Below are 19,766 nucleotides of genomic sequence, written 5' to 3'. Positions count from 1 at the left end.
CGCGGAACTGCTGGGCCGAGGCGTCCTCGACGTCGTGGTCAAAGGCGGCGCCGCCGGCGCCGGCGTCTACACCGCCGCAGGGCGCCTGGAGGCCCCCGCCGTCCCCGTCACCAGCATCGACACCGTCGGCGCCGGCGACGCCTTCACCGCCGGCTACCTCTCCGCCCTGCTCGAGGGCCTCGGCACCGCCGAACGCCTGCGCCGCGGCACCCTGGCCGGCGCCTTCGCCGTCAGCTCCGCCGGCGACTGCGAGGGACTGCCCACCGCCGCCGAACTGGCCCTGCTGGGCGCCGTCCCGGACGGCGGCACGCAGCGCTGAGGCGCCCTCATCCTTTGTCACCGTCCGCCGTCACTGTCCGCCGTCACTGTCCGCCGCGAAAGGACCGCTCCACCCATGAAAATCATTGCCGCCGACGTCTTCGTCACCAGCCCGTCCCGGAACTTCGTGACCCTCCGGATCACCACGGAGGACGGGGTGACCGGCATCGGGGACGCCACCCTCAACGGCCGCGAACTGGCCGTCGCCGCGTACTTGAAGGAACACGTCGCCCAGCTCCTGATCGGCAAGGACCCGCACCGGATCGAGGACACCTGGCAGTTCCTCTACCGCAGCTCCTACTGGCGCCGCGGCCCGGTCACCATGGCCGCGATCGCCGCCGTCGACATGGCGCTCTGGGACATCAAGGGCAAGCTCGCCGGGATGCCCGTCTACCAGCTGCTCGGTGGCGCCTCCCGCAACGGGCTCCGCGCCTACGGCCACGCCTCGGGCTCGGACCTGCCCTCCCTGTTCGACTCGGTCCGCGAACACCTGGAGCTGGGCTACAAGTCCATCCGGATCCAGACCGCGGTCCCCGGGATCAAGGCCGTCTATGGGGTGGCCGCGCAGGCCCAGGCCTCCGGTGAGCGGTACGACTACGAACCGGCCGGGCGCGGCGCGTTCCCGCAGGAGGAGGACTGGGACACCCGCGCCTACCTGCGGCACCTCCCGACCGTCTTCGAAGCGGTCCGGAACGAGTTTGGCCCGGAACTGCCGCTGCTGCACGACGGCCACCACCGCATGACGCCCATCCAGGCCGCCAAGCTGGGCAAGGCCCTGGAACCCTACGACCTCTTCTGGCTGGAGGACTGCACCCCGGCGGAGAACCAGGAGGCGCTGCGGCTGGTGCGGCAGCACACCACCACCCCGCTGGCGATCGGCGAGGTCTTCAACACCGTTTACGACTTCCAGGCCCTGATCAAGGAACAGCTAATCGACTACGTGCGGGCCGCCTCCACCCACTTCGGCGGCATCAGCCCGCTGAAGAAGGTGATGGACTTCGCCGCCCAGTACCAGGTCAAGTCCGGCTTCCACGGCCCCACGGACATCTCCCCGGTGGGCTTCGCCGCACAGCTGCACGTGGGCCTGGCCATCCACAATTACGGCATCCAGGAGTACATGCAGCACTCGGCGGCCACCAACGAGGTCTTCGAACAGTCGATGACCTTCACCGACGGCTACCTGCACCCGGGGGAGGAGCCCGGACTGGGAGTGGAGTTCAACGAGGAAGCCGCCGCCGCGTACCCCTACCAGCAGGCCTACCTGCCCTACAACCGCCTGGTCGACGGGACCGTCCACGACTGGTGACCGGCAGTGCCGGGCACCAGGTGGTGCCTGGCATCCCTGGGGCACACAGGGGCGGGCACGAAGGAGCAGGCACCGCACAGAAGGCCCCGGGCGGCGAGTCGAGGCTCAGCCGGCCGGGGCCTGGTCTGTGGATGGTGCGGCGCGCCGGTATTCCGGTCTGCGCCGTCGGGCGGGCCTAGTGGATCAGTTCCCGGGTCATGCCGAAGGGGACCTGGTCCGAGAGCGCCGCGGTGTAGTGGCCGGGCTTGTGGCGGGTCAACAGGATGCCGTGGGTGCCGGTGAGCATGGCCACCCGCTGCAGGCCCTGGACCGCGTCGTTGAGCCGCTCGTCCAGCAGCCGCCGGCTGTCCACCTGGATCTCAATGCACTCGTTGGCTGTGGTCATCGGAACTGCCTCTCCCGGAGCGTCCCCTGCGCACCATTTCACCCCGCTGTGTCACCGTGCGGACCACGGCTGAAGTGAGATTAGCCTCTGGGTTAAATGTGAGTCAAATCACCACGCGGGCGGCGCGCCGGAGCATTTTCCCGGGGTCCGGCGCCGTCAAGAGCCCGGCTCCCAGCAAACCGGGATAATCTTCCCTGAACATTAATGGCCACGGAGTGAAAAGGCGGACGCGGGCAATGGCGCAAGACCAATCAGGAGAACGCCCGGGCTGGTGGCGGGTCTTCCACGACAAGTTCGTCGTCGAAGAGCGGTACATGGAGCCCGGGGACCGCCGCAGGCTCTACCGCACCGGCGCCATCCTCATGGTCGTCGGCGCCGCGCTGTTCACCTTCATCCTGATCAGCGTCTTGACCCACACCGGCATCAGCGTGGTGGACGAGCCGATCCGCTCCGGCCTGGTGGCCCTGCGCGGCGAGCCCGCCACCACCATCATGATCATCCTTGCGATCGTTTTCGGCCCGATCGGCCTGCCCATCATCATCCTGGTGGTGACCGTCGCCTGGGGCCTGCTGGCAAAGCACGCCTGGCGCCCCATGGTGCTGGCCGGCGCCATGCTGACAGGCGTCATCCTGGCCCAGCTGATCGGCCACGCCGTCGAACGCCACCGCCCCCCGGTGGACCTGATGCTCTTCGGCGCCGACGCCACCTTCTCCTTCCCCTCCGGCCACGTCCTGGGCGCCTGCGACTTCCTGCTGATCACCAGCTTCCTGGTCTTCTCGCGGCGCCGGAACCCGCGGGCCGCCGTCGTCGGTTTCACCGTCGCCGGGATCGGCATTGTCTTCGCCGCGCTCAGCCGGCTGTACCTGGGGTATCACTGGACCACCGACGCACTGGCCTCGCTGTCCATCTCCTTCGTGATCCTGGGCGCGGTCATACTGCTCGATACGTGGCGGACCGTCCGCATCCCGGGCGAGCCGGTCACCGGCGAGCTCTCCAAGAAGGAAGCCGCCGCGGAGTAGGCCCCCGACGGCGCGCCGCTCCTCTAGCGGGCCGCGCGCCGCTGCGCCTCCTTGCGCCGCTCAAGCTCCCGGCGAAGCCCGGCGTTGGCGGCCTCCAGCTCCAGCACCTTGGCGACGCCGGCCAGGTTCAGGCCCTCCGCCAGCAGCTCGCCAATCCGCCGCAGCACGGCAAGATCCGTCTCGCTGTATTGCCGGGTGCCGCCCGCCGTGCGGTCGGGCGTCAACAGGCCCTTGCGCTCGTACAGCCGGATGTTCTGCTGCCCCGTGCCCACGAGGTCGGCCACCACCGAAATCGCGTAGACCCCCACGTCGTCCCCCCGTTGCGCCATGCTGCCCTCCTTCGGGTCGACGCCGCCGCGGCGCCGGAAAATCCTCTTGCACCACTCTCACGCCGGTGCTATAAAAAAACTATATCCGCCACCATAGATAATCCATAGATGGGAGGGGCGGCGGATAGCCCGAAAACCTGAAGGACTCTCGGATGAAGGAGTGGGAAATGATGTTGATGCGTACGGACCCGTTCCGTGAACTGGACCGGCTGACCCAGCAGGTCTTCGGAACCACGGCGCGGCCTGCCGCGATGCCGATGGACGCCTGGCAGGAGGACGGCGAATTCGTCGCCGCCTTCGATCTCCCCGGCGTCAATGTCGACTCGGTGGACCTCGACATCGAACGGAACGTCCTGACCGTCCGGGCCGAACGCCGTGACCCGACCCAGCCGAACGTCGAGATGATCGCCTCGGAGCGGCCGCGCGGCGTTTTCAGCCGGCAACTGATCCTGGGCGATTCGCTGGACACGGAAAACATCAAGGCCAGCTACACCGACGGCGTGCTGACCCTGCGCATCCCGGTCCTGGAGAAGGCCAAGGCGCGCAAGATTGAGATCACGCACAGCCAGGACAGCATGCACGAGATCGCCAAGTAGCACCGGCGGCATTGCTGCCGGTTTGGCTTAGGATCCGGTGCCCTCGGGCGCCGGGTCCCCGCCGTTCCCAAGTAGCAGTCGAAAGGAGCCGTCCGAAAGGAGGGGCGGGGCCGTGAACCGTGACCCGCGGGGCCTGTATGCCGCCCTCGGCGTCGGGCCGGATGCCACCGGCGCTGACATCCGGCGCCGGTACCGGGCGCTGTTGCGCCACCTGCACCCCGACGTCGGGGCGCCGGGAGGGGAGGACGTGCGCCGGGTCCTTGAGGCCTTCGCCGTGCTCCGCCACCCGAAATCCCGGGCCAACTACGACCCGGCCTATGGGCGGACCGATGGCTTCGAGCGCGCCGGCCGGGATATCCCGGTGCGGCGGCATGCGACGCAGCCGCTGGTCCGGGTCACCCCGGTGCGCTGGGAACGCGGACCGGGGTGACCCGCGGCCGCCGGGGCCCCGCACCCCCACCACAGCTGGATGAGAGGAGGGCAGCCATGAGCGCATGGCGGCAATACGATTCACACCTGATCCCCGCCTTCCACGAACGCTTCGAGGAACGCTGGGGCGAGGGCACGGCACCGTTCCTTGACCCGGAGGCGCACGAACTTCCCCTGCCGCGCGCCCAGTGGATCAACGTCGACACCGGCGCGGCGCTGGCCGTGGTGCCGATCTGGGCCGCCGAGGACAGCCAGCACCGCTCGTTCGGGGTCTTCTACCTGCCCCCGGCGGGCGACATCTGGGTCCTGCGCCCCGGCTTCACCGCCTACCTGGAGCCGGCGGCGGACGACGCCGAGCAGTTGCTCACCCTGCGCAATGACGCGTTCAAGAAGGCCGTGGCGCACGCGAAGGAGTTCCTGTTCGGTCCCGACGGCGTGAACTACTGACCCGGTCCTCCCGCGGGCGGCCGGGCGCGGTGCGGCGGCTCGGGCCTGGGGTTTAGGAAGCGCCCCGGTCCGGGCCTAAGATCAATCAATCACCAGCGCAACTGCATAGGGGAACCACCGATGAAAGCTTCCGCCCGCGATCTGGCCGCCATCCTGCCCGCAGGGTTCACCATGGGCGTGGCCACGGCCGCGTTCCAGATCGAAGGCGCGCTGGACGAGGACGGCCGGGGCAAATCCGGCTGGGATGTCTTCGCCGCGGTGCCGGGCGCGATCGTGGACGACCACAGCCCGGTCATGGCCTGCGACCACTACCACCGGATGCCCGAAGACGTCGCGCTGATGAAGGACCTGGGCATCGACTCCTACCGGTTCTCGCTCTCCTGGCCGCGCATCCAGCCCGGCGGCAGCGGCCCGGTCAACCCCAAGGGCCTGGACTTCTATGACCGGCTGATCGACCTGCTGCTGGCCAACGGAATCGCCCCGATGGCCACCCTCTACCACTGGGACACCCCGCTGGAGCTGGATGAGGCCGGCGGCTGGATGAACCGGGACACCGCGTACCGCCTGGGCGAGTTCGCCGAGATCGCGGCCGCGGCCTACGGTGACCGGGTGGCCCGGTGGGTCACCATCAACGAACCCGCCACCGTCAGCGCCAACGGGTACATGCTGGGCGTCCACGCCCCCGGCGAATCGCACATGCTCAAGGCGCTGCCCAGCGTCCACCACCAGCTCCTCGGCCACGGCCTGGCGCTGCAGGCCCTCCGGGCCGCCAAGGTCCCGGGCGGGATCGGCATGACAAACGTCTATTCGCCGATGGTCCCGGCGTCCGTCAACCCCCTGGACAAGGTCAGCGCAGGCATCATGGACATGGGGCAGAACCGGCTCTACGCCGATCCCGTCCTGCTGGGCAAGTACCCGGACGCCATCCGTGCCGCCACCTTCTTCTCCTCCTTCAGCCCCTCCAAGGAGGACATGGAGCTCATCTCGCAGCCCCTGGACTTCTATGGGCTGAACTACTACATGCCCACCCGGGTCGCGGCCGGCCCCGGCGAGGGCACCGTGCCGGAGGGCATGGCTGAGGCTATGGGCAACGACCTGAACGGCGGCGGGGGAGCGACGCCGTTCCACGTCGAGAGCTTCCCGGACACGGAGCTCACCGCCTACGGCTGGCCGATCAAGCCCGACTACATGGCCGTGGCGCTGGCCGAGATGGCCGAGCGCTACCCCAACCTGCCGCCGGTCTACATCACGGAGGGCGGCGCCAGCTTCCAGGACCTGGAAATCCACGACGCCGAAGGCCGGCTGATCGTCCCGGACGAGCGCCGCGTGCGCTACCTCGCCGAGCACATCGAGGCGGCCATCGAGGCGACCTCCCCGGGCGGTTCGGCGGAATCGATCGACCTGCGCGGCTACTACGTGTGGTCCCTGCTGGACAACTTCGAATGGTCCGCGGGCTACCACCAGCAGTTCGGCCTGCTGCACGTGAACCGGGACACGATGGAGCGCACGCCCAAGGCCTCGTTCCACTGGCTCCGCGAGGTCATGGCGGCCCGGCTGGCGTCGGCAAGCACGCCGGCCGAAACCAGCCCGAAGGAATCCGCACCGGCCGAGGCCGGCCCGGCGGAAACAGCGCCGGCGGCCGGCTAAAGCAGGTTGAGTTCCTGCAGGCGCTTGACCATTCCGGCGCCGTCGGGAGAGTAGATCCACGGCACCCCGGACGCGCTGTGATCGCCGCTGCCCGAGTGGCCGCCGGCCAGCACCGCCTCACCGGCGGAGAGCTGCCGGATCCCGATCGCCGCGACCTGGCTGGCGTGCTCCCGCACGAAGTCCGAGTAGATCTCCTCGTCGTGCTGGCCGTTGTCGCCGAAAAGCAGCCAGCGCATGTTCGGGAACTCGGTGGCCAGCAGTTCGAGGTTCCGGCGCTTGTGGTCCTGGCCGCTGCGGAACCAGCGGTCGTGGGTCAGGCCCCAGTCGGTGAGCAGCAGCGTCCCCTGCGGGTAGAGATTGCGGGTCATGAACCGGGCCAGGGTGGGCGCCGCGTTCCACGGCCCGGTGGACAGGTAGATCACCGGCGCCTCCGGGTACTCCACCATCAGCCGGTCCATCAGCACGGCCATGCCCGGGGTGGCCATCCGGGCGCGTTCGTTCAAAACGAAGGTGTTCCACAGCGCCAGGAACGGGCGGGGGAGGGCGGTGACCATGATCGTGTCGTCGATGTCGGAGACGATGCCCAGCGTGGTGTCCGGGGAAATGACATAAATCCGGGCCTCGGCGGGCTCGGTGCCCTCGGCGTGGATCGTGGCGGTGTGCCAGCCCGGTTCGAGCCGCACGGGGATCACGGTGTCCACGATCCCGCCGCGGTCGGCGTGGACCGTCGTCGTGACGCCGCCGATCTCGATCTCCACCTCGACGAACTGGATCGGCACCGAGGTGAACGCGCGCCAGCCGCGGATGTTTTGGTTCCCGTTGAGTGCCACCTGCTCGGCCCGGCTGCCGGGCGCCGGTTTGCTGGTCAGCAGGACGCGGGCCAGGACCCGGACCCATTCGGTGGAGCCGTACCCCTGGTAGGCGATCGTCTGCGGCGAGAACTTCCAGCGGCGCGCAGCTTTCAGGCGCAGGTGGTTTACCGAATCCGAGACCAGGTGCGCGAGCCGCAGCGCCTGGCTTGCTGACGGGGCGGACCTGGGGGCGGGTTGTTGGGGCGCCATTTCCATGACACCACTCTCCCACAGCGTCAGGGCGGCCCCAGCAGATCCCGCAACGTCAGGGCGTTGCGCACCGCGTGCCCGCCGCAGTCGTTATTGAAGTAGGCGTAGACGTCCCGCCCGGCGTCCAGCCATTCGCCAATCCGCGCCGCCCACCAGCGGAGGTCGTCGTCCGGGTAGGAGCCGGCGTACAGCCGGTCCCGGTCCGGGCCGTGCAGCCGGACGTAGACGAACGGCGCGGTGGCGCGCAGGATGCAGGGCAGGCCGGCGCCGCTCATCACGCAGTACGCCGCGGCATGGCGCTCCAGCAGGGCGTACACCTCCGGATGGTCCCAGCTGGGGTGCCTGAACTCGACGCTCACCCGGATCCACCCGGGCAGCGCCGCGAGGAAGTACTCCAGCCGCGCGTCGTCGCGTTCCAGGTCCGGGGGCAACTGGACCAGCAGCACACCCCGCCGCTCGCCCAGCTCGTGCCATCCGCGGACGATCCGCTCCGTCCACGCCTCCGGCCCGTAGAGTTTCCTGCCGTGGGTCAGGCCCCGCGGTGCCTTGACGGACAGGACGAACCCTTCCGGGAGCCGCTCCCGCCAGCCGGCGAACGAGCTCTCCCGCGGCCAGTGGTAGAAGCTCGCGTTCAGCTCAACCGTGTCGAGCCGGGCGGCGTAGTAGGCCAGCCGCTTGGCCGCGGGCAGCCCGGGCGGGTAGAACACGCCCGCCCAGTGGTCGTAGCTCCAGCCGCTGGTCCCGATGTGGGCCGTCCCGCGCGGCGGCCGCGCCTGCCCTGGCTGATCCTCCGGCATGGGAGGGATCCTAGCCCAGGCCCGTATGGCACGCTAAGAGCCATGGCACGCATCGAGGATTATGCAATGGTCGGCGACTTGCACACCGCCGCCCTGATCAGCACCGAGGGTTCGATCGACTGGCTCTGCCTGCCGCAGTTCGACTCGCCGGCCTGCTTCAGCGCCCTGCTGGACACCCCGGAGGCCGGCCGCTGGCTGCTCGCCCCGGCCGGCGGCGGCGAATGCACCCGCCGCAAGTACCGCAAGAACACCCTCATCCTCGAGACCGAGTGGGAAACCCCGGAGGGCAAGGCCAAGGTCATCGACTTCATGTCCCCGCGCGACGGCGCCGCGGACATCGTCCGGATCGTGGTGGGCATCCGCGGCAGTGTCCGGATGCGCGGCCAGCTGGCGCTCCGCTTCGACTACGGCAACATCATCCCGTGGGTCCGCCACGACGAGCACGGCATCCACGCGATCGCCGGGCCCGACGCCGCCTACCTCGTCACCGACGCCCCGCTGCGCGGCGAGCACCTGCAGACCGTCTCCGATTTCACCGTCAAGGCCGGCCAGCGGATTCCGTTCGTCCTCACCTGGTCCCCGAGCCACCTGGGCCGGCCGCGGAAGGTGGACCCGGAGGCGGTGCTGGAGGCCACCGAATCCTTCTGGCTGCAGTGGGCGGACCGGTGCCGGATCACCGGCCCGTACCGGGAGCCCGTGCTGCGCTCGCTGATCACGCTCAAGGCCCTCACTTTCGCCCCGACCGGCGGGATCGTTGCCGCCGTGACCACGTCCCTGCCGGAGGAACTCGGCGGCGAACGCAACTGGGACTACCGGTACTGCTGGCTGCGGGACGCGACCCTCACGCTGCAGGCGCTGCTGGCGTCCGGGTACTCCGAGGAGGCCGGCGCGTGGCGGGACTGGCTGCTGCGGGCCGTCGCCGGAGACCCGGCGGACCTGCAGATCATGTACGGCCTGCACGGCGAACGCCGGCTGCCGGAACTGACCCTCGACTGGCTGGCCGGTTACGAGAAATCGACGCCGGTCCGGGTCGGCAACGCCGCCGCCGGGCAGCTGCAGCTGGACGTCTGGGGCGAGGTGCTGGACGGGCTGGCGCTGACCCGCTCGGCCCTGCTGCAGCATCCCGACGAGTCCTGGGATGTCCAAGTGGCCCTGATGGAGCACCTCGAGACGGCCTGGGACCAGCCGGACAACGGGCTCTGGGAGATGCGCGGACCTCGCCGGCACTTCACCCACTCTAAAGTGATGGCCTGGGTGGCGGCGGACCGGATGGTCAAGGGCGTGCGCGACTTCCACCTGCCCGGCCCCGCCGACCGCTGGGAGGACCTCCGGGACCGGATCCACGCGGACGTCATGGCCAACGGGTTCGATGCCGAACGCAACACCTTCGTCCAGTCCTATGGCCGGCAGGAACTGGACGCCAGCCTGCTGCTCATCCCGCGGGTGGGCTTCCTGCCGCCGGACGATCCGCGGGTGATCGGCACCATTGAGGCGATCCAGCGGGAACTGACGCACGACGGTTTCGTGCTGCGCTACCGGGTGGAGCAGAGCGACGACGGCGTCGCCGGCGGAGAAGGCGTCTTCCTGGCCTGCTCGTTCTGGCTGGTGGAGGCCCTGCTCGGTGCCGGCCGGCGCCGCGAGGGCGAGGAGCTGTTCAAGCGGCTCCTGGCGCTGCGCAACGACGTCGGCCTGCTCAGCGAAGAATGGGGCGTCGAGGAGGCCCGGCAGCTGGGCAATACCCCGCAGGCCTTCAGCCATTTCGCCCTAGTCCGCACCGCGTTGCAGCTGGAGCCGGAGAAAGCGGACCACGGCGGCTCACCGCTCCGGCCGCGTTAAGCGCGGCGCCGGCAACCGCCCCCGCAGAACGCCGGGGACTTTCCTCCAGAGCTTAGATAAGTATACTTACTAACGTCCCCCACGAGGGGAACAGCACTGAAGGAGTTGGCGATGGCAGGATACTTTGAGCTCGTAGACGCACCCGACGGCGGGTACCGGATCCGGATGATTGACGCCGCAGGGGACCTGATGGCGGTCTCCGTGACCTTCCCGACCAAGCGGGCGGCGGTGGCCGGGATCGCCCAGGCCCGCGAGATCGCGGGGACCGGACTGGTCCGGGACCGCAGCGGCGACGGGCAGTCCGCGATCATGGCATCGATGGCCAAGCGGCGGACGGCGGGTGCGGGGCGTGGATCCTCCCTCACCGGCGGCACGCTGGCTGCGACGAAGCGAACCCGTGCCCATCACTGACCACCCGCGCGCGGCCGTCCTCTTCGACGTCGACGGCACGCTGGTCGACTCCTCCTACCTTCACACCCTGGCGTGGTGGCAGTCCTTCCGCCAGGCCGGCCTCGACGTGCCGATGGCGAGCATTCACCGCTCGGTCGGCATGGGCGGGGACAAACTGCTGGACCACCTGCTGCCGGACCGCGACCGGGACGGCGACGACGCCCTCGCCGCCTCGCAGGCCGCCGTCTTCGCCACCTACTGGCCCGCACTTCGCCGCACCGACGGCGCCCGCGAACTCCTGGTCCAGTGCCACGACGTCGGCCTCGCCGTCGCCCTCGCCTCCTCCGCCCACGGGCGGGACCTGGAGATGCTGCGCGCAGCGATCGACGCCGACGCCTACCTGCACGCGGCCACCAGCTCGGCCGACGCGGAGGAGAGCAAACCGCAGCCGGACATCCTGGTCGCCGCGCTGGAGGCCGTGGGCGTTGCCGCGGCCGACGCGGTCTATGTCGGCGATTCGGTCTGGGACATCAAGGCCGCCGCCAAACTCGGCATTCCCACGGTCGCCGTGACCTGCGGTGGCACCAGCGAGGCCGAATTGCGCGACGCCGGCGCGGCCGAGGTCTACGAAAACCCGCGCGCCCTGCTCGCCAACCTCGCCGGCAGCGCCATCGGGAAGCTCGCCGCGCGGAGCCGCTGACGCACTGGCACCCGGCGCTGGCCGCCGGTGGAGTGAACCGTGCCCCGCGCCGGTCCCGCCCATAGTTTTCACCGAAAGATTCGACCCGAGAGAGAGGAATGCGCATGCAGGCACTCACATGGCAGGGCAAACGATCCGTGAGCGTGGAAGAGGTCCCGGATCCGGTCATTCAGGAACCGACGGACGCAATTGTGAAAATCACCTCGACCGCCATCTGCGGCTCCGATCTGCACCTATACGAGGTCCTCGGCCCTTACATGCACAAGGGTGACGTGATCGGCCATGAGCCGATGGGCGTCGTCGTCGAGGTAGGCAGCGCCGTCACCAACCTGGCGATTGGCGACCGCGTGGTCATTCCCTTCAACATCTCCTGCGGCAATTGCTTTATGTGCAACATGGGGCTGCAGTCCCAGTGCGAGACCACCCAGGTCAAGGAGAAGGGCTCCGGCGCGTCGCTGTTCGGCTTCTCCGAGCTGTACGGCTCGGTGCCCGGCGGCCAGGCCGAATACCTGCGGGTCCCGCACGCAGACTACGGTCCGATCAAGGTGGGCTCGGAACTGCCGGACCAGCGCTACCTCTTCCTCTCGGACATCCTGCCCACCGCGTGGCAGGGCGTGAAGTACGCCGATGTGCCCAAGGGCGGAACCCTGGCCGTGATGGGGCTGGGACCCGTGGGGCAATTCGCCTCGCGGATCGGCCGGCACCTGGGGCTGCGGGTCATCGCCGTGGATCCGGTGGCCGAGCGGCGTGCCATGGCCGAGCGGCACGGCGTGGAAACCCTCGACTTCTCCAAGGACGTGGCCGAAGAGTTGCGCTCCATGACCCAGGGCCGCGGCGCCGACTCCGTGGTGGACGCCGTCGGCATGGAGGCGCACGATTCGCCGGTGGCCTCCTTCATGCAGCACGCGGCCGGGCTGCTCCCGGACAAGCTGGCGCAGAAGACGTTCGAGAGCGCCGGGGTGGACCGGCTCTCGGCCCTGCATACCGCCCTCGACGCGGTCCGCCGCGGCGGCACCGTCTCCCTGAGCGGCGTCTACGGCGGCGAGGCCTCGCCGATGCCGCTGATGTCCATGTTCGACAAGCAGATCCAGCTGCGGATGGGCCAGTGCAACGTCCGCCGGTGGACCGAGGACCTGCTGCCGCTGGTGGAGGACGACGCCGACCCGCTGGGCGTCATGGACCTTGTCACCCACGAGGCCAGCCTGAGCGAGGCCCCGGCCATGTACGAGATGTTCCAGAAGAAGCAGGACGGCTGCATCAAGGTGGTCCTGAAGCCCTAGGCAGCCGACGGGTTTACAGCTTGCGCCGCAGCCTCCGCCAGGACTTGTGGAACTTCTTCTCGGCCGCCGCTGCACGTACGTCCTCCGCGGCGTGCAGCCGGCCGAGGCCGAAGCCGACGGCGGACCCGGCGCCGGCACCCGGGTCTGATTCCCGGGCCAACTCCACGAGAACCGCCTGCACCATGACGCTGTCCTGGTGCAGGCCCAGAACCTGCTGTATTGTCCGTGCGCCCTTGGCCGTCCGGCGTGCGTGCTTCAGCCGCCTGGCCGGGCCGTCCGGCACGGCCTCGTGTACCAGCTCGGATGAGTACCGCAGCCGCTTGGCGGCCTTCCGCACCGTGTGCAACGCGACGTCGTGCTCCGCGCCCCCATTGGCTTCAGCCAGGGCTGCGGCGGTCCGGACCAGCCGCGTTGAGTCCCGGCGCACGGCGCGGTGCACCCGGCGCGCCGGGGCAGCGGCGGCAGGGGCCAGCGGCGGGACGGCGAGGAAGGTATCGTTGGCCACCAGCAACCGCTCATAGCGGGTACCCGTGAGGGCGTCCGCGGCCGCGGCGAGCCCGGCCGCGGTGTCCGCGTCCAGTCGCGTGCCAATCAGGGCCGCCGCGGGGTCGACTGCCCAGCGCAGGGCCTCCGGCTCCCGGGCCGCCGCTTCCAGGAGCCGGTCCCGCACCACGCCGGGGTCCCGGGCGGCGCCCAGCACCCTTGAGAGCCAGCGCAGCCCGTCGCGCAGCGGGTCTACCGCGCCGCCGTCGAACAGGGGCCGGCAGGACCCCAGGACCGAGCGGAGCCGCCGGACTGCGACCCGCATTTGGTGGATGTCCTCGGCCCGGCCTGCCGCGGCGCCGGGCGCCAGGCGGCGCACCTCGGCCACCTGCCGGGCCAGGTAGGCCAGTACGACGTCTCCCGCGGTGGATGCCACGCTTCACTGTACGTCTTCAGCGACCGGCCCCGCCCGGCATAGGCTGGGCTGAACCGCACCCGCCGCCACGCCCCAGGAGAGCCCATGACACACCACCACGCCGGCCCGGTCGCTGTCGTCACTGGAGCGGGATCCGGCATCGGACGGGCGGTGGCCCGGCTCATGCTGGCCGAGGGCTACCGCGTGGTCCTGGCCGGCAGGCGGGAAGAGAAGCTGCTGGAGACCGGTGCCGGGCACGCCCTGGCGCTCCCCGTACCGTGCGACATCAGCCGGCCCGACGACGTCGAACGCCTCTTCGCGGCGACGCTGGAGCGCTGGGGCCGGGTGGACGTGCTGTTCAACAACGCCGGCACCTTCGGGCCGTCGGCGGGCGTGGACGAGCTTAGCCCCGAGGACTGGGAGGCGACGGCGGCGGTGAATATCACCGGGTCCCTGCTCTGTGCCGGTGCCGCAGTCCGGGCGATGAAGGAGCAGACGCCGCAGGGCGGCCGGATCATCAACAACGGCTCCATCTCCGCGCACTCGCCCCGGCCCCGGTCCGTGGCCTACACCGTGACGAAGCACGCCATCACCGGGCTGACCAAGAGCATCGAGCTTGACGGCCGCGGCTTCGGCATCACCTGCGGCCAGATCGACATCGGTAACGCCGCCACCGGGCTGATGGACACGATCGGCGTGGGCGACGGGGCCCTTCAGGCGGACGGCAGCCGGAAGGTGGAACCGACCTTCCCGGTGGAGGATGCGGCCAGGGCGGTGCTGATGATGGCCGGGATGCCGGCCGCCGCCAGCGTGGGCTCGGTTGTGATCACCGCCGCCGGCATGCCCTTCATCGGCCGCGGCTGAGGTTCCCCGCACCGGCCCAGCGGCACCGCCGCCATAGCCCGTCCGCTCGCCCGGGCGGGACTAGAGCGGAAGCAGCCGGGACAGGTCCGCCCGGAGGCCCGAGGCGGCCACCTTGCCGGCGTCGACCGCGTCCGCCCAGGCCAGGGAGCCGGTGACCATGGCGAGCCAGGTGGCGGCGTCGCACTCGATGACGTTCGGGGGAGTTCCGCGGGTGTGCCGCGGGCCCTCCACGCACTGGGTGACGCCGAACGGGGGCACCCGGACCTCCACGGAGTTCCCGGGCGCCCGGGCCGTGACTTCCTCCAGGGTGTAGCGGACGGCGGTGGCCAGGGTGGCGCGGGGTACCGCCCCGTCCGTGGCTGCACGCCAGGCCGCCAGGGCCGCGCGTCCTTCGTCCACCGGGATCCGGCGCCGTGCCACTGCCATGGCCCTAATCCAGCAGCGCCGAGACGGCGTGGCCGAGGCGGATCTTGCCCACCGGCCGGCCACCTCCCAGCACCGGGTCGATGACTTTTTCGAGCACGCTGGAGACCTCCGGAATGTCCACGGCACCGGCGGCGGCCAGCAGGGTCAGCCCCACCAGGGTGGTAGCCCGGATATTTCCGTCGAGGACCTTGATGGCCACGGCGACGCCCTGCGGGGTGGCCATGGCCAGGACGCCTTCGGCGCCGATCTTGGCCATGATGCCGAGGTCGTTCATCACGATGGTGTTGGCCTCGCCGCGGCCCTGGACGGCCCAGGGGTAGTCCAGCATGGAGGTGGCGATGGTCGCGGCCCGGGCGTTGGAGTGGTGGTCACCGGGGGCCTTGGCCAGCTGCGAGTAGGCGCGGGCCAAGCCGGTGAGTGAGACGGCGGCCACGGGGGCGCCGCAGCCGTCGATGCCCAGGTGGGCGATCCGTTCCCCGCAGTATTCCTCAATCACGGAGCGGACCCGCTGCTGCAGCGGGTGGTTCGGCTCGAGGTAGCTGTGCGTGTCCCAGCCGTTCTCCGTGCAGGCCCAGAGAAACGCGGCATGCTTGCCGGAGCAGTTGAAGGCCAGCCGGGACTTGCCGCGCTCGGTCTGCACCAGCCAGGTCCGGGCGGTCTCGTCGGCCGGCCAGTCGGCGGGGCACTGCAGCTGGTCCTCGGTCACGCCAGCGGCCTTGAGCATGCTCTCCACCACGTCCATGTGGTCGAGGGACCCGACGTGGCTGCCGCAGGCGATCGCTACCTGGGCTCCGCGGAGGGGGACGCCGGCCTGCATCGCGGCGAGCGCCTGCAGCGGTTTCAGGGTTGAGCGGGCGAACACCGGGGCGGCGATGTCGCCCAGTTCGGTGACCACCTGTCCGTCGGCGGAGAGCACGACGGCGGACCCGATGTGCCGTGATTCGATGAAGCCGCTGCGCTCCACCACCGCCAGTTCGACGGCGGAATCGACGGAGAAGGTGGCATGCGGGTTCAAAGGCATGCTGCCAGTCTAGGTGCCCGGGCCGCCGTCGCCCGGTTACTCCACGGTGACCATGACGGACTGCCAGCCGGAGGCGCCGTCGGGGACCGGATCGGCCCGCTTGTCCGTCTGCACCTCGCCGGTTCCGTCGGTGGCGCGGACCTTGAGGTAGTGCGGTCCGGGGGTGGCGTCCCACTCATAGGACCACTGCCGCCAGGTCACCAGGGACGCCTCGGTGGACAGTTCCACCGGGGTCCAGGGTCCGTTGTCGATCTGGATCTCCACCTTGGTGATGCCGCGGGTCTGCGCCCAGGCGGTGCCGCCCACCGCTACCTTGCCGGCGGGGACCTTGGCGAAGGACTTGGGCACCTCCACCCGGGCCATGGTCTTGATCGGTCCGCGCTCGGACCAGCCGCGCTGGGTCCAGTAGGCCTTGGCGTCCGCGAACCGGGTCACCTCCAGGTCAACCACCCACTTGGTGGCGGAGACGAAGCCGTACAGGCCCGGGACCACCATCCGCACCGGGTAGCCGTGTTCCAGCGGCAGCGCCTCGCCGTTCATGCCGATGGCCAGCATCGCGTCGCGGTCATCCCGCAACACCTCGATCGGGGTGGAGGCGCTGAAACCGTCCACGGAGGTGGAGAGCACCATGTCGGCGCCGTACTTGGGCCGGGCCATCGCGAGGACGTCCCGGATGGGCATGCCCAGCCACTTGGCGTTGCCGGCCAGGTTGCCGCCCACCGGGTTGGACACGCAGGTCAGGGAGACGTGGGATTCGATCAGCTTCGCGTCCAGGAGATCCTGAAAGCTGAGCCGGACCTCCTGCTCCACCATGCCGTGGACCCGCAGTTCCCAGTCCTGGGCGTTGACCTCGGGCACGCTGAGGGCGGTGTCGATCCGGTAGAAGTCCTTGTTCGGGGTCAGCCACGGCGTGACGCCGGGTACCTTGGACTGCACCCCGGCAGGCACCGGCGCGGCGGCCTTGACCGGGGTGGGCAGGGTCAGGCTCTCGCGGGCCTTGGCCACGTTGCTGCGGGCGGCGCTGAGCAGCCGGCCACCGGTGGCGGCCACGGCGGCCCCGACGGCGGTGATGCCGGTTGCGGCGAAGAAGGCGCGCCGGCTGGTGGCCGGACGGTCCGGTTCCTTGGCGCTGCGCCCGACCTCGGCGTCGGGCCAGGACCGCATCCGCCAGACTTTGCCGATCAGGAACCGCAGCGCCACCAGGCCCGCTGCGGTGCCGATCAGCGAGGGGATCGCATCCAGTGGTTTGACGCTGGCGCGCGTCACTACGCTGGCGACGATCACCGCGCCCATCAGCAGCACGCCGGCGACGCCGAGCGACCAGCGCCGGTAGGCGACGATGCCGAGGACGCAGGCGAGGAGGAAGATGGTCAGGCCCATCCCGGCGAAGAGGGCTGCCTTGTCATTGGTGCCGAACGTGGCGATCGCAAAGTCCTTCATCCACGGCGGGGTGAAGTCGATGAAGGTCGAGCCGAGGGCGATCAGCGGGGTGGCGCGGGCCGTGAAGAAGGCCCCTACGAGTTCCGCGACGGCCAGGACGACGCCGGCGGACACCACCCCGGCCAGGGCGGCCATGACCGTGGGCCCCGAGGGCAGGAAACGCTTCCGCGGCCGCGCGGTGGTGCCGGGCTGGGTGCTGCTGGACGATGTCATATCCCTTATTCGGAGCCGCCGGCCCGGGGGATTGCCGGCCCGACACAGCTTAGGAGCCTGCCGGGTGCACAAAGTACCCTAGGGAACTGTGAAGGTACTCGTCATCGGCCCCGGCGGCCGCGAACACGCCATTGTCCGTTCCCTGCTCGCCGATCCGAATGTCTCCGAGGTCCACGCGGCCCCGGGGAACGCCGGCATCAGCACACTGGTCCCCACTTACGCCATCGACGCCAACGATCCCGACGCCGTCGCCGCCTTGGCGACCCGGCTGGCCGTGGACCTGGTGGTCGTCGGCCCCGAGGCGCCGCTCGCCGCGGGCGTGTCGGACGCCGTCCGTGAAGCCGGGATCCCGGTCTTCGGGCCCAGCAAGGCCGCCGCCCAGCTCGAGGCCTCCAAGGCCTTCGCCAAGGACATCATGGCTGAGGCCGGCGTGCCGACGGCCATGGCCCGCGTGGCCTCCAACGCCGAGGAAGCCGCCGACGCCCTGGACACCTTCGGCGCCCCATACGTCGTCAAGGACGACGGGCTCGCCGCGGGCAAGGGCGTCGTGGTCACCAACGACCGGGACGAGGCGCTGGCCCACGCGCAGAGCTGCTTCGACGCCGGCGGTTCCGTGGTCATCGAGGAGTTCCTCGACGGCCCCGAGGTCTCGCTCTTCGTCCTCTGCGATGGCAGTACCACGGTGGCGCTCTCTCCGGCCCAGGACTTCAAGCGCATTTTCGACAACGACGAGGGCCCCAACACGGGCGGCATGGGCGCGTACACCCCGCTCGAATGGGCGCCGGAAGGCCTCGTGGACGAGGTCCTGGAACGGGTGGCGCAGCCCACCGTCAGCCAGATGGCCCACCGCGGCACCCCGTTCGTCGGAGTGCTCTTCATCGGCCTGGCGCTGACCTCGCGCGGCACCCGGGTGATCGAGTTCAACGTCCGCTTCGGGGACCCGGAGACGCAGGCGGTCCTGGCCCGGCTCAAGACCCCCTTGGGTGGTCTGTTGATGGCGGCCGCGAAGGGCGAACTCGCCGAGGCCCAGCCGCTGCGCTGGTCCAGGGACACCGCGGTGGCCGTCGTCGTCGCCGCCGAAAACTACCCCGGCACCCCGCGCACCGGTGACCGGATCCGCGGGCTCAAGAAGGCCGAGGCCCTGGAGGGCGTCCACGTCATCCACGCCGGCACCCGGCTGGACGACGACGGCAAGGTGGTCTCGGCCGGCGGCCGTGTCCTCGCCGTCGTCGCGCTTGGAACGGATCTGGTCGAGGCCCGGGAACGGGCGTACGACGGCGTCGAGCTGATCCAGTTGGAGGGATCCCAGTACCGCAGCGACATCGGTGCCAAGGCCGCCCGCGGTGCGATCACCGTGGCCGGCTCCGCCGCCGCGACGAAAGCGAAGTCCTGACCATGAACGCACACGAACCCCTCGCCGGCGGCCTTCAGACCCAGGCCCCCGAGCTGCCGGGCTGGAAGCACATCTACTCGGGCAAGGTCCGCGACCTCTACGCGCCGGCGGACCCCGCCATCACGGAGCGTGTAGGCCAGGACTGCGTCCTGGTGGTGGCCAGCGACCGGATCAGCGCCTATGACCACGTGCTGGCCAGCGAGATCCCGGACAAGGGCCGCATCCTGACCCAGCTGAGCCTGTGGTGGTTCGAACAGCTCGGCGTCGAACACCACGTCCTTGCCGCCACGGCCGCCGACGGCGTCCCGGCAGAGGTGGAGGGCCGGGCCATGATCTGCAAGAAGCTGGACATGTTCCCGGTCGAATGCATCGCCCGCGGCTACCTCACCGGCTCCGGCCTTGCCGAATACCAGCAGTCCCGCACGGTCTGCAGCATCCCGCTGCCGCCCGGGCTGGTCGACGGCTCCCGGCTGGAGCATGCCATCTTCACCCCCTCCGCGAAGGCCGAGGTGGGCGAGCACGACGAGAACATCACGTACGACGCCGTCGTGGACCTCGTCGGGGCCGATACCGCCGCGCGGCTGCGGGACCTGACCCTGGAGATCTACACCAAGGCCGAGGACATCGCCCGGGGACGCGGGATCATCCTCGCGGACACCAAGGTGGAGTTCGGAGTGGATGCCGCCACCGGCGTGATCACCCTCGGCGACGAGGTGCTGACGCCCGATTCGTCACGGTTCTGGGACGCCGCCACCTACGAGCCGGGCAAGGCGCAGCCCTCCTACGACAAGCAGTACGTCCGAGACTGGCTGACCTCCGCCTCGTCGGGCTGGGATAAGTCCTCCGACACGCCGCCGCCCGCGCTGCCGGACGACGTCGTCGCCCGCACCCGGAGCCGCTACGTGGAGGCCTACGAGCTTCTGACCGGCCGCAGCTTCGCCTGAGGCGCCTCCGGCCGCTGGCTAATGGCC

Annotated in this window: 22 protein-coding genes; 14 read left to right on the top strand and 8 right to left on the bottom strand. The window is 70.2% G+C overall.

The window, feature by feature from the left end:
* Both AB0305_RS14760 and manD read left to right on the top strand, forming a co-directional pair.
* Nucleotides 1-319, top strand: a 319-nt coding sequence (locus AB0305_RS14760; protein WP_366173269.1) for a PfkB family carbohydrate kinase, incomplete at its 5' end; no start/stop codon positions are given.
* 75 nt (nt 320-394) lie between these two features.
* The gene (manD, locus tag AB0305_RS14755) at nt 395-1,624 is read left to right on the top strand and encodes a D-mannonate dehydratase ManD (protein ID WP_290256191.1); all 1,230 of its coding nucleotides are present in this window, start codon (nt 395-397) and stop codon (nt 1,622-1,624) included.
* A 175-nt stretch (nt 1,625-1,799) separates the two neighbouring features.
* On the opposite strand, the gene AB0305_RS14750 is transcribed toward manD, so the two are convergent.
* Entirely contained in the window at nt 1,800-2,009 is a 210-nt protein-coding gene (locus AB0305_RS14750) for a hypothetical protein (RefSeq protein WP_290256190.1), read from the bottom strand.
* A 236-nt stretch (nt 2,010-2,245) separates the two neighbouring features.
* Here AB0305_RS14750 and AB0305_RS14745 point away from each other — a divergent pair, with 236 nt between their 5' ends.
* Complete coding sequence (locus tag AB0305_RS14745) at nt 2,246-3,028, top strand: phosphatase PAP2 family protein (RefSeq protein ID WP_290256189.1); 783 nt, start codon at nt 2,246-2,248, stop codon at nt 3,026-3,028.
* Nucleotides 3,029-3,051: 23 nt separating this feature from the next.
* Here AB0305_RS14745 and AB0305_RS14740 read toward each other — a convergent pair whose 3' ends face one another.
* Nucleotides 3,052-3,357: a MerR family transcriptional regulator gene (locus AB0305_RS14740; RefSeq protein ID WP_290256188.1), complete on the bottom strand. Its 306-nt coding sequence runs from the start codon at nt 3,355-3,357 to the stop codon at nt 3,052-3,054.
* A gap of 170 nt (nt 3,358-3,527) precedes the next feature.
* Here AB0305_RS14740 and AB0305_RS14735 point away from each other — a divergent pair, with 170 nt between their 5' ends.
* The 4 genes from AB0305_RS14735 to AB0305_RS14720 all read left to right on the top strand — a co-directional run bounded on the left by AB0305_RS14735 (nt 3,528) and on the right by AB0305_RS14720 (nt 6,476).
* The gene (locus AB0305_RS14735) at nt 3,528-3,953 is read left to right on the top strand and encodes an Hsp20 family protein (RefSeq protein ID WP_290256484.1); all 426 of its coding nucleotides are present in this window, start codon (nt 3,528-3,530) and stop codon (nt 3,951-3,953) included.
* A gap of 112 nt (nt 3,954-4,065) precedes the next feature.
* Entirely contained in the window at nt 4,066-4,383 is a 318-nt protein-coding gene (locus tag AB0305_RS14730) for a J domain-containing protein (RefSeq protein ID WP_364133927.1), read from the top strand.
* 56 nt (nt 4,384-4,439) lie between these two features.
* Nucleotides 4,440-4,829: a hypothetical protein gene (locus AB0305_RS14725; RefSeq protein ID WP_364133924.1), complete on the top strand. Its 390-nt coding sequence runs from the start codon at nt 4,440-4,442 to the stop codon at nt 4,827-4,829.
* A 120-nt stretch (nt 4,830-4,949) separates the two neighbouring features.
* Nucleotides 4,950-6,476, top strand: a complete 1,527-nt coding sequence (locus AB0305_RS14720) for a GH1 family beta-glucosidase (RefSeq protein WP_364133921.1) — start codon at nt 4,950-4,952, stop codon at nt 6,474-6,476.
* On the opposite strand, the gene AB0305_RS14715 is transcribed toward AB0305_RS14720, so the two are convergent.
* Both AB0305_RS14715 and AB0305_RS14710 read right to left on the bottom strand, forming a co-directional pair.
* Entirely contained in the window at nt 6,473-7,543 is a 1,071-nt protein-coding gene (locus tag AB0305_RS14715; protein WP_364133918.1) for a phosphatase domain-containing protein, read from the bottom strand. The genes AB0305_RS14720 and AB0305_RS14715 overlap by 4 nt on opposite strands.
* Nucleotides 7,544-7,563: 20 nt before the next feature.
* On the bottom strand, nt 7,564-8,334 hold the full coding sequence (locus AB0305_RS14710) for a DUF72 domain-containing protein (protein ID WP_364133915.1): 771 nt from the start codon (nt 8,332-8,334) through the stop codon (nt 7,564-7,566).
* 42 nt (nt 8,335-8,376) lie between these two features.
* Here AB0305_RS14710 and AB0305_RS14705 point away from each other — a divergent pair, with 42 nt between their 5' ends.
* From AB0305_RS14705 to AB0305_RS14690, 4 genes are all read left to right on the top strand, one after another.
* Nucleotides 8,377-10,170, top strand: a complete 1,794-nt coding sequence (locus tag AB0305_RS14705; RefSeq protein WP_364133912.1) for a glycoside hydrolase family 15 protein — start codon at nt 8,377-8,379, stop codon at nt 10,168-10,170.
* Between the two features lie 111 nt (nt 10,171-10,281).
* Nucleotides 10,282-10,581: a hypothetical protein gene (locus AB0305_RS14700; protein WP_364133909.1), complete on the top strand. Its 300-nt coding sequence runs from the start codon at nt 10,282-10,284 to the stop codon at nt 10,579-10,581.
* Entirely contained in the window at nt 10,568-11,260 is a 693-nt protein-coding gene (locus tag AB0305_RS14695) for an HAD family hydrolase (RefSeq protein ID WP_364133906.1), read from the top strand. The genes AB0305_RS14700 and AB0305_RS14695 overlap by 14 nt, the downstream gene beginning before the upstream one ends.
* A 104-nt stretch (nt 11,261-11,364) precedes the next feature.
* Entirely contained in the window at nt 11,365-12,540 is a 1,176-nt protein-coding gene (locus tag AB0305_RS14690; protein ID WP_364133903.1) for a zinc-dependent alcohol dehydrogenase, read from the top strand.
* Nucleotides 12,541-12,553: 13 nt separating this feature from the next.
* On the opposite strand, the gene AB0305_RS14685 is transcribed toward AB0305_RS14690, so the two are convergent.
* Nucleotides 12,554-13,459, bottom strand: coding sequence for a CHAD domain-containing protein (locus tag AB0305_RS14685; protein ID WP_366173263.1), 906 nt, complete (start codon nt 13,457-13,459; stop codon nt 12,554-12,556).
* Between the two features lie 84 nt (nt 13,460-13,543).
* Between AB0305_RS14685 and AB0305_RS14680 the strand changes: the two genes are divergently transcribed.
* Nucleotides 13,544-14,302 (top strand): SDR family oxidoreductase, encoded by a 759-nt coding sequence (locus AB0305_RS14680; RefSeq protein ID WP_364133897.1) that lies wholly within the window; start codon nt 13,544-13,546, stop codon nt 14,300-14,302.
* A 60-nt stretch (nt 14,303-14,362) separates the two neighbouring features.
* Here AB0305_RS14680 and AB0305_RS14675 read toward each other — a convergent pair whose 3' ends face one another.
* The 3 genes from AB0305_RS14675 to AB0305_RS14665 are packed head-to-tail and all read right to left on the bottom strand — an operon-like array spanning nt 14,363 to nt 17,324.
* Nucleotides 14,363-14,728, bottom strand: a complete 366-nt coding sequence (locus AB0305_RS14675) for a sterol carrier family protein (protein WP_364133894.1) — start codon at nt 14,726-14,728, stop codon at nt 14,363-14,365.
* 4 nt (nt 14,729-14,732) lie between these two features.
* Complete coding sequence (locus tag AB0305_RS14670; RefSeq protein WP_364133891.1) at nt 14,733-15,749, bottom strand: asparaginase; 1,017 nt, start codon at nt 15,747-15,749, stop codon at nt 14,733-14,735.
* A 36-nt stretch (nt 15,750-15,785) separates the two neighbouring features.
* The gene (locus AB0305_RS14665) at nt 15,786-17,324 is read right to left on the bottom strand and encodes a molybdopterin-dependent oxidoreductase (RefSeq protein ID WP_364134682.1); all 1,539 of its coding nucleotides are present in this window, start codon (nt 17,322-17,324) and stop codon (nt 15,786-15,788) included.
* Between the two features lie 166 nt (nt 17,325-17,490).
* On the opposite strand from AB0305_RS14665, the gene purD reads away from it, so the two are divergent.
* Nucleotides 17,491-18,795 (top strand): phosphoribosylamine--glycine ligase, encoded by a 1,305-nt coding sequence (purD, locus tag AB0305_RS14660; RefSeq protein ID WP_364133889.1) that lies wholly within the window; start codon nt 17,491-17,493, stop codon nt 18,793-18,795.
* 2 nt (nt 18,796-18,797) lie between these two features.
* A complete protein-coding gene (locus tag AB0305_RS14655) occupies nt 18,798-19,739 on the top strand; it encodes a phosphoribosylaminoimidazolesuccinocarboxamide synthase (protein WP_290256173.1) in 942 nt (313 codons plus the stop codon).
* Nucleotides 19,740-19,766 lie beyond the last annotated feature (27 nt).

The organism is Arthrobacter sp. NPDC080086 (assembly GCF_040702285.1).
This window is presented reverse-complemented; position numbering and strand designations above follow the sequence as displayed.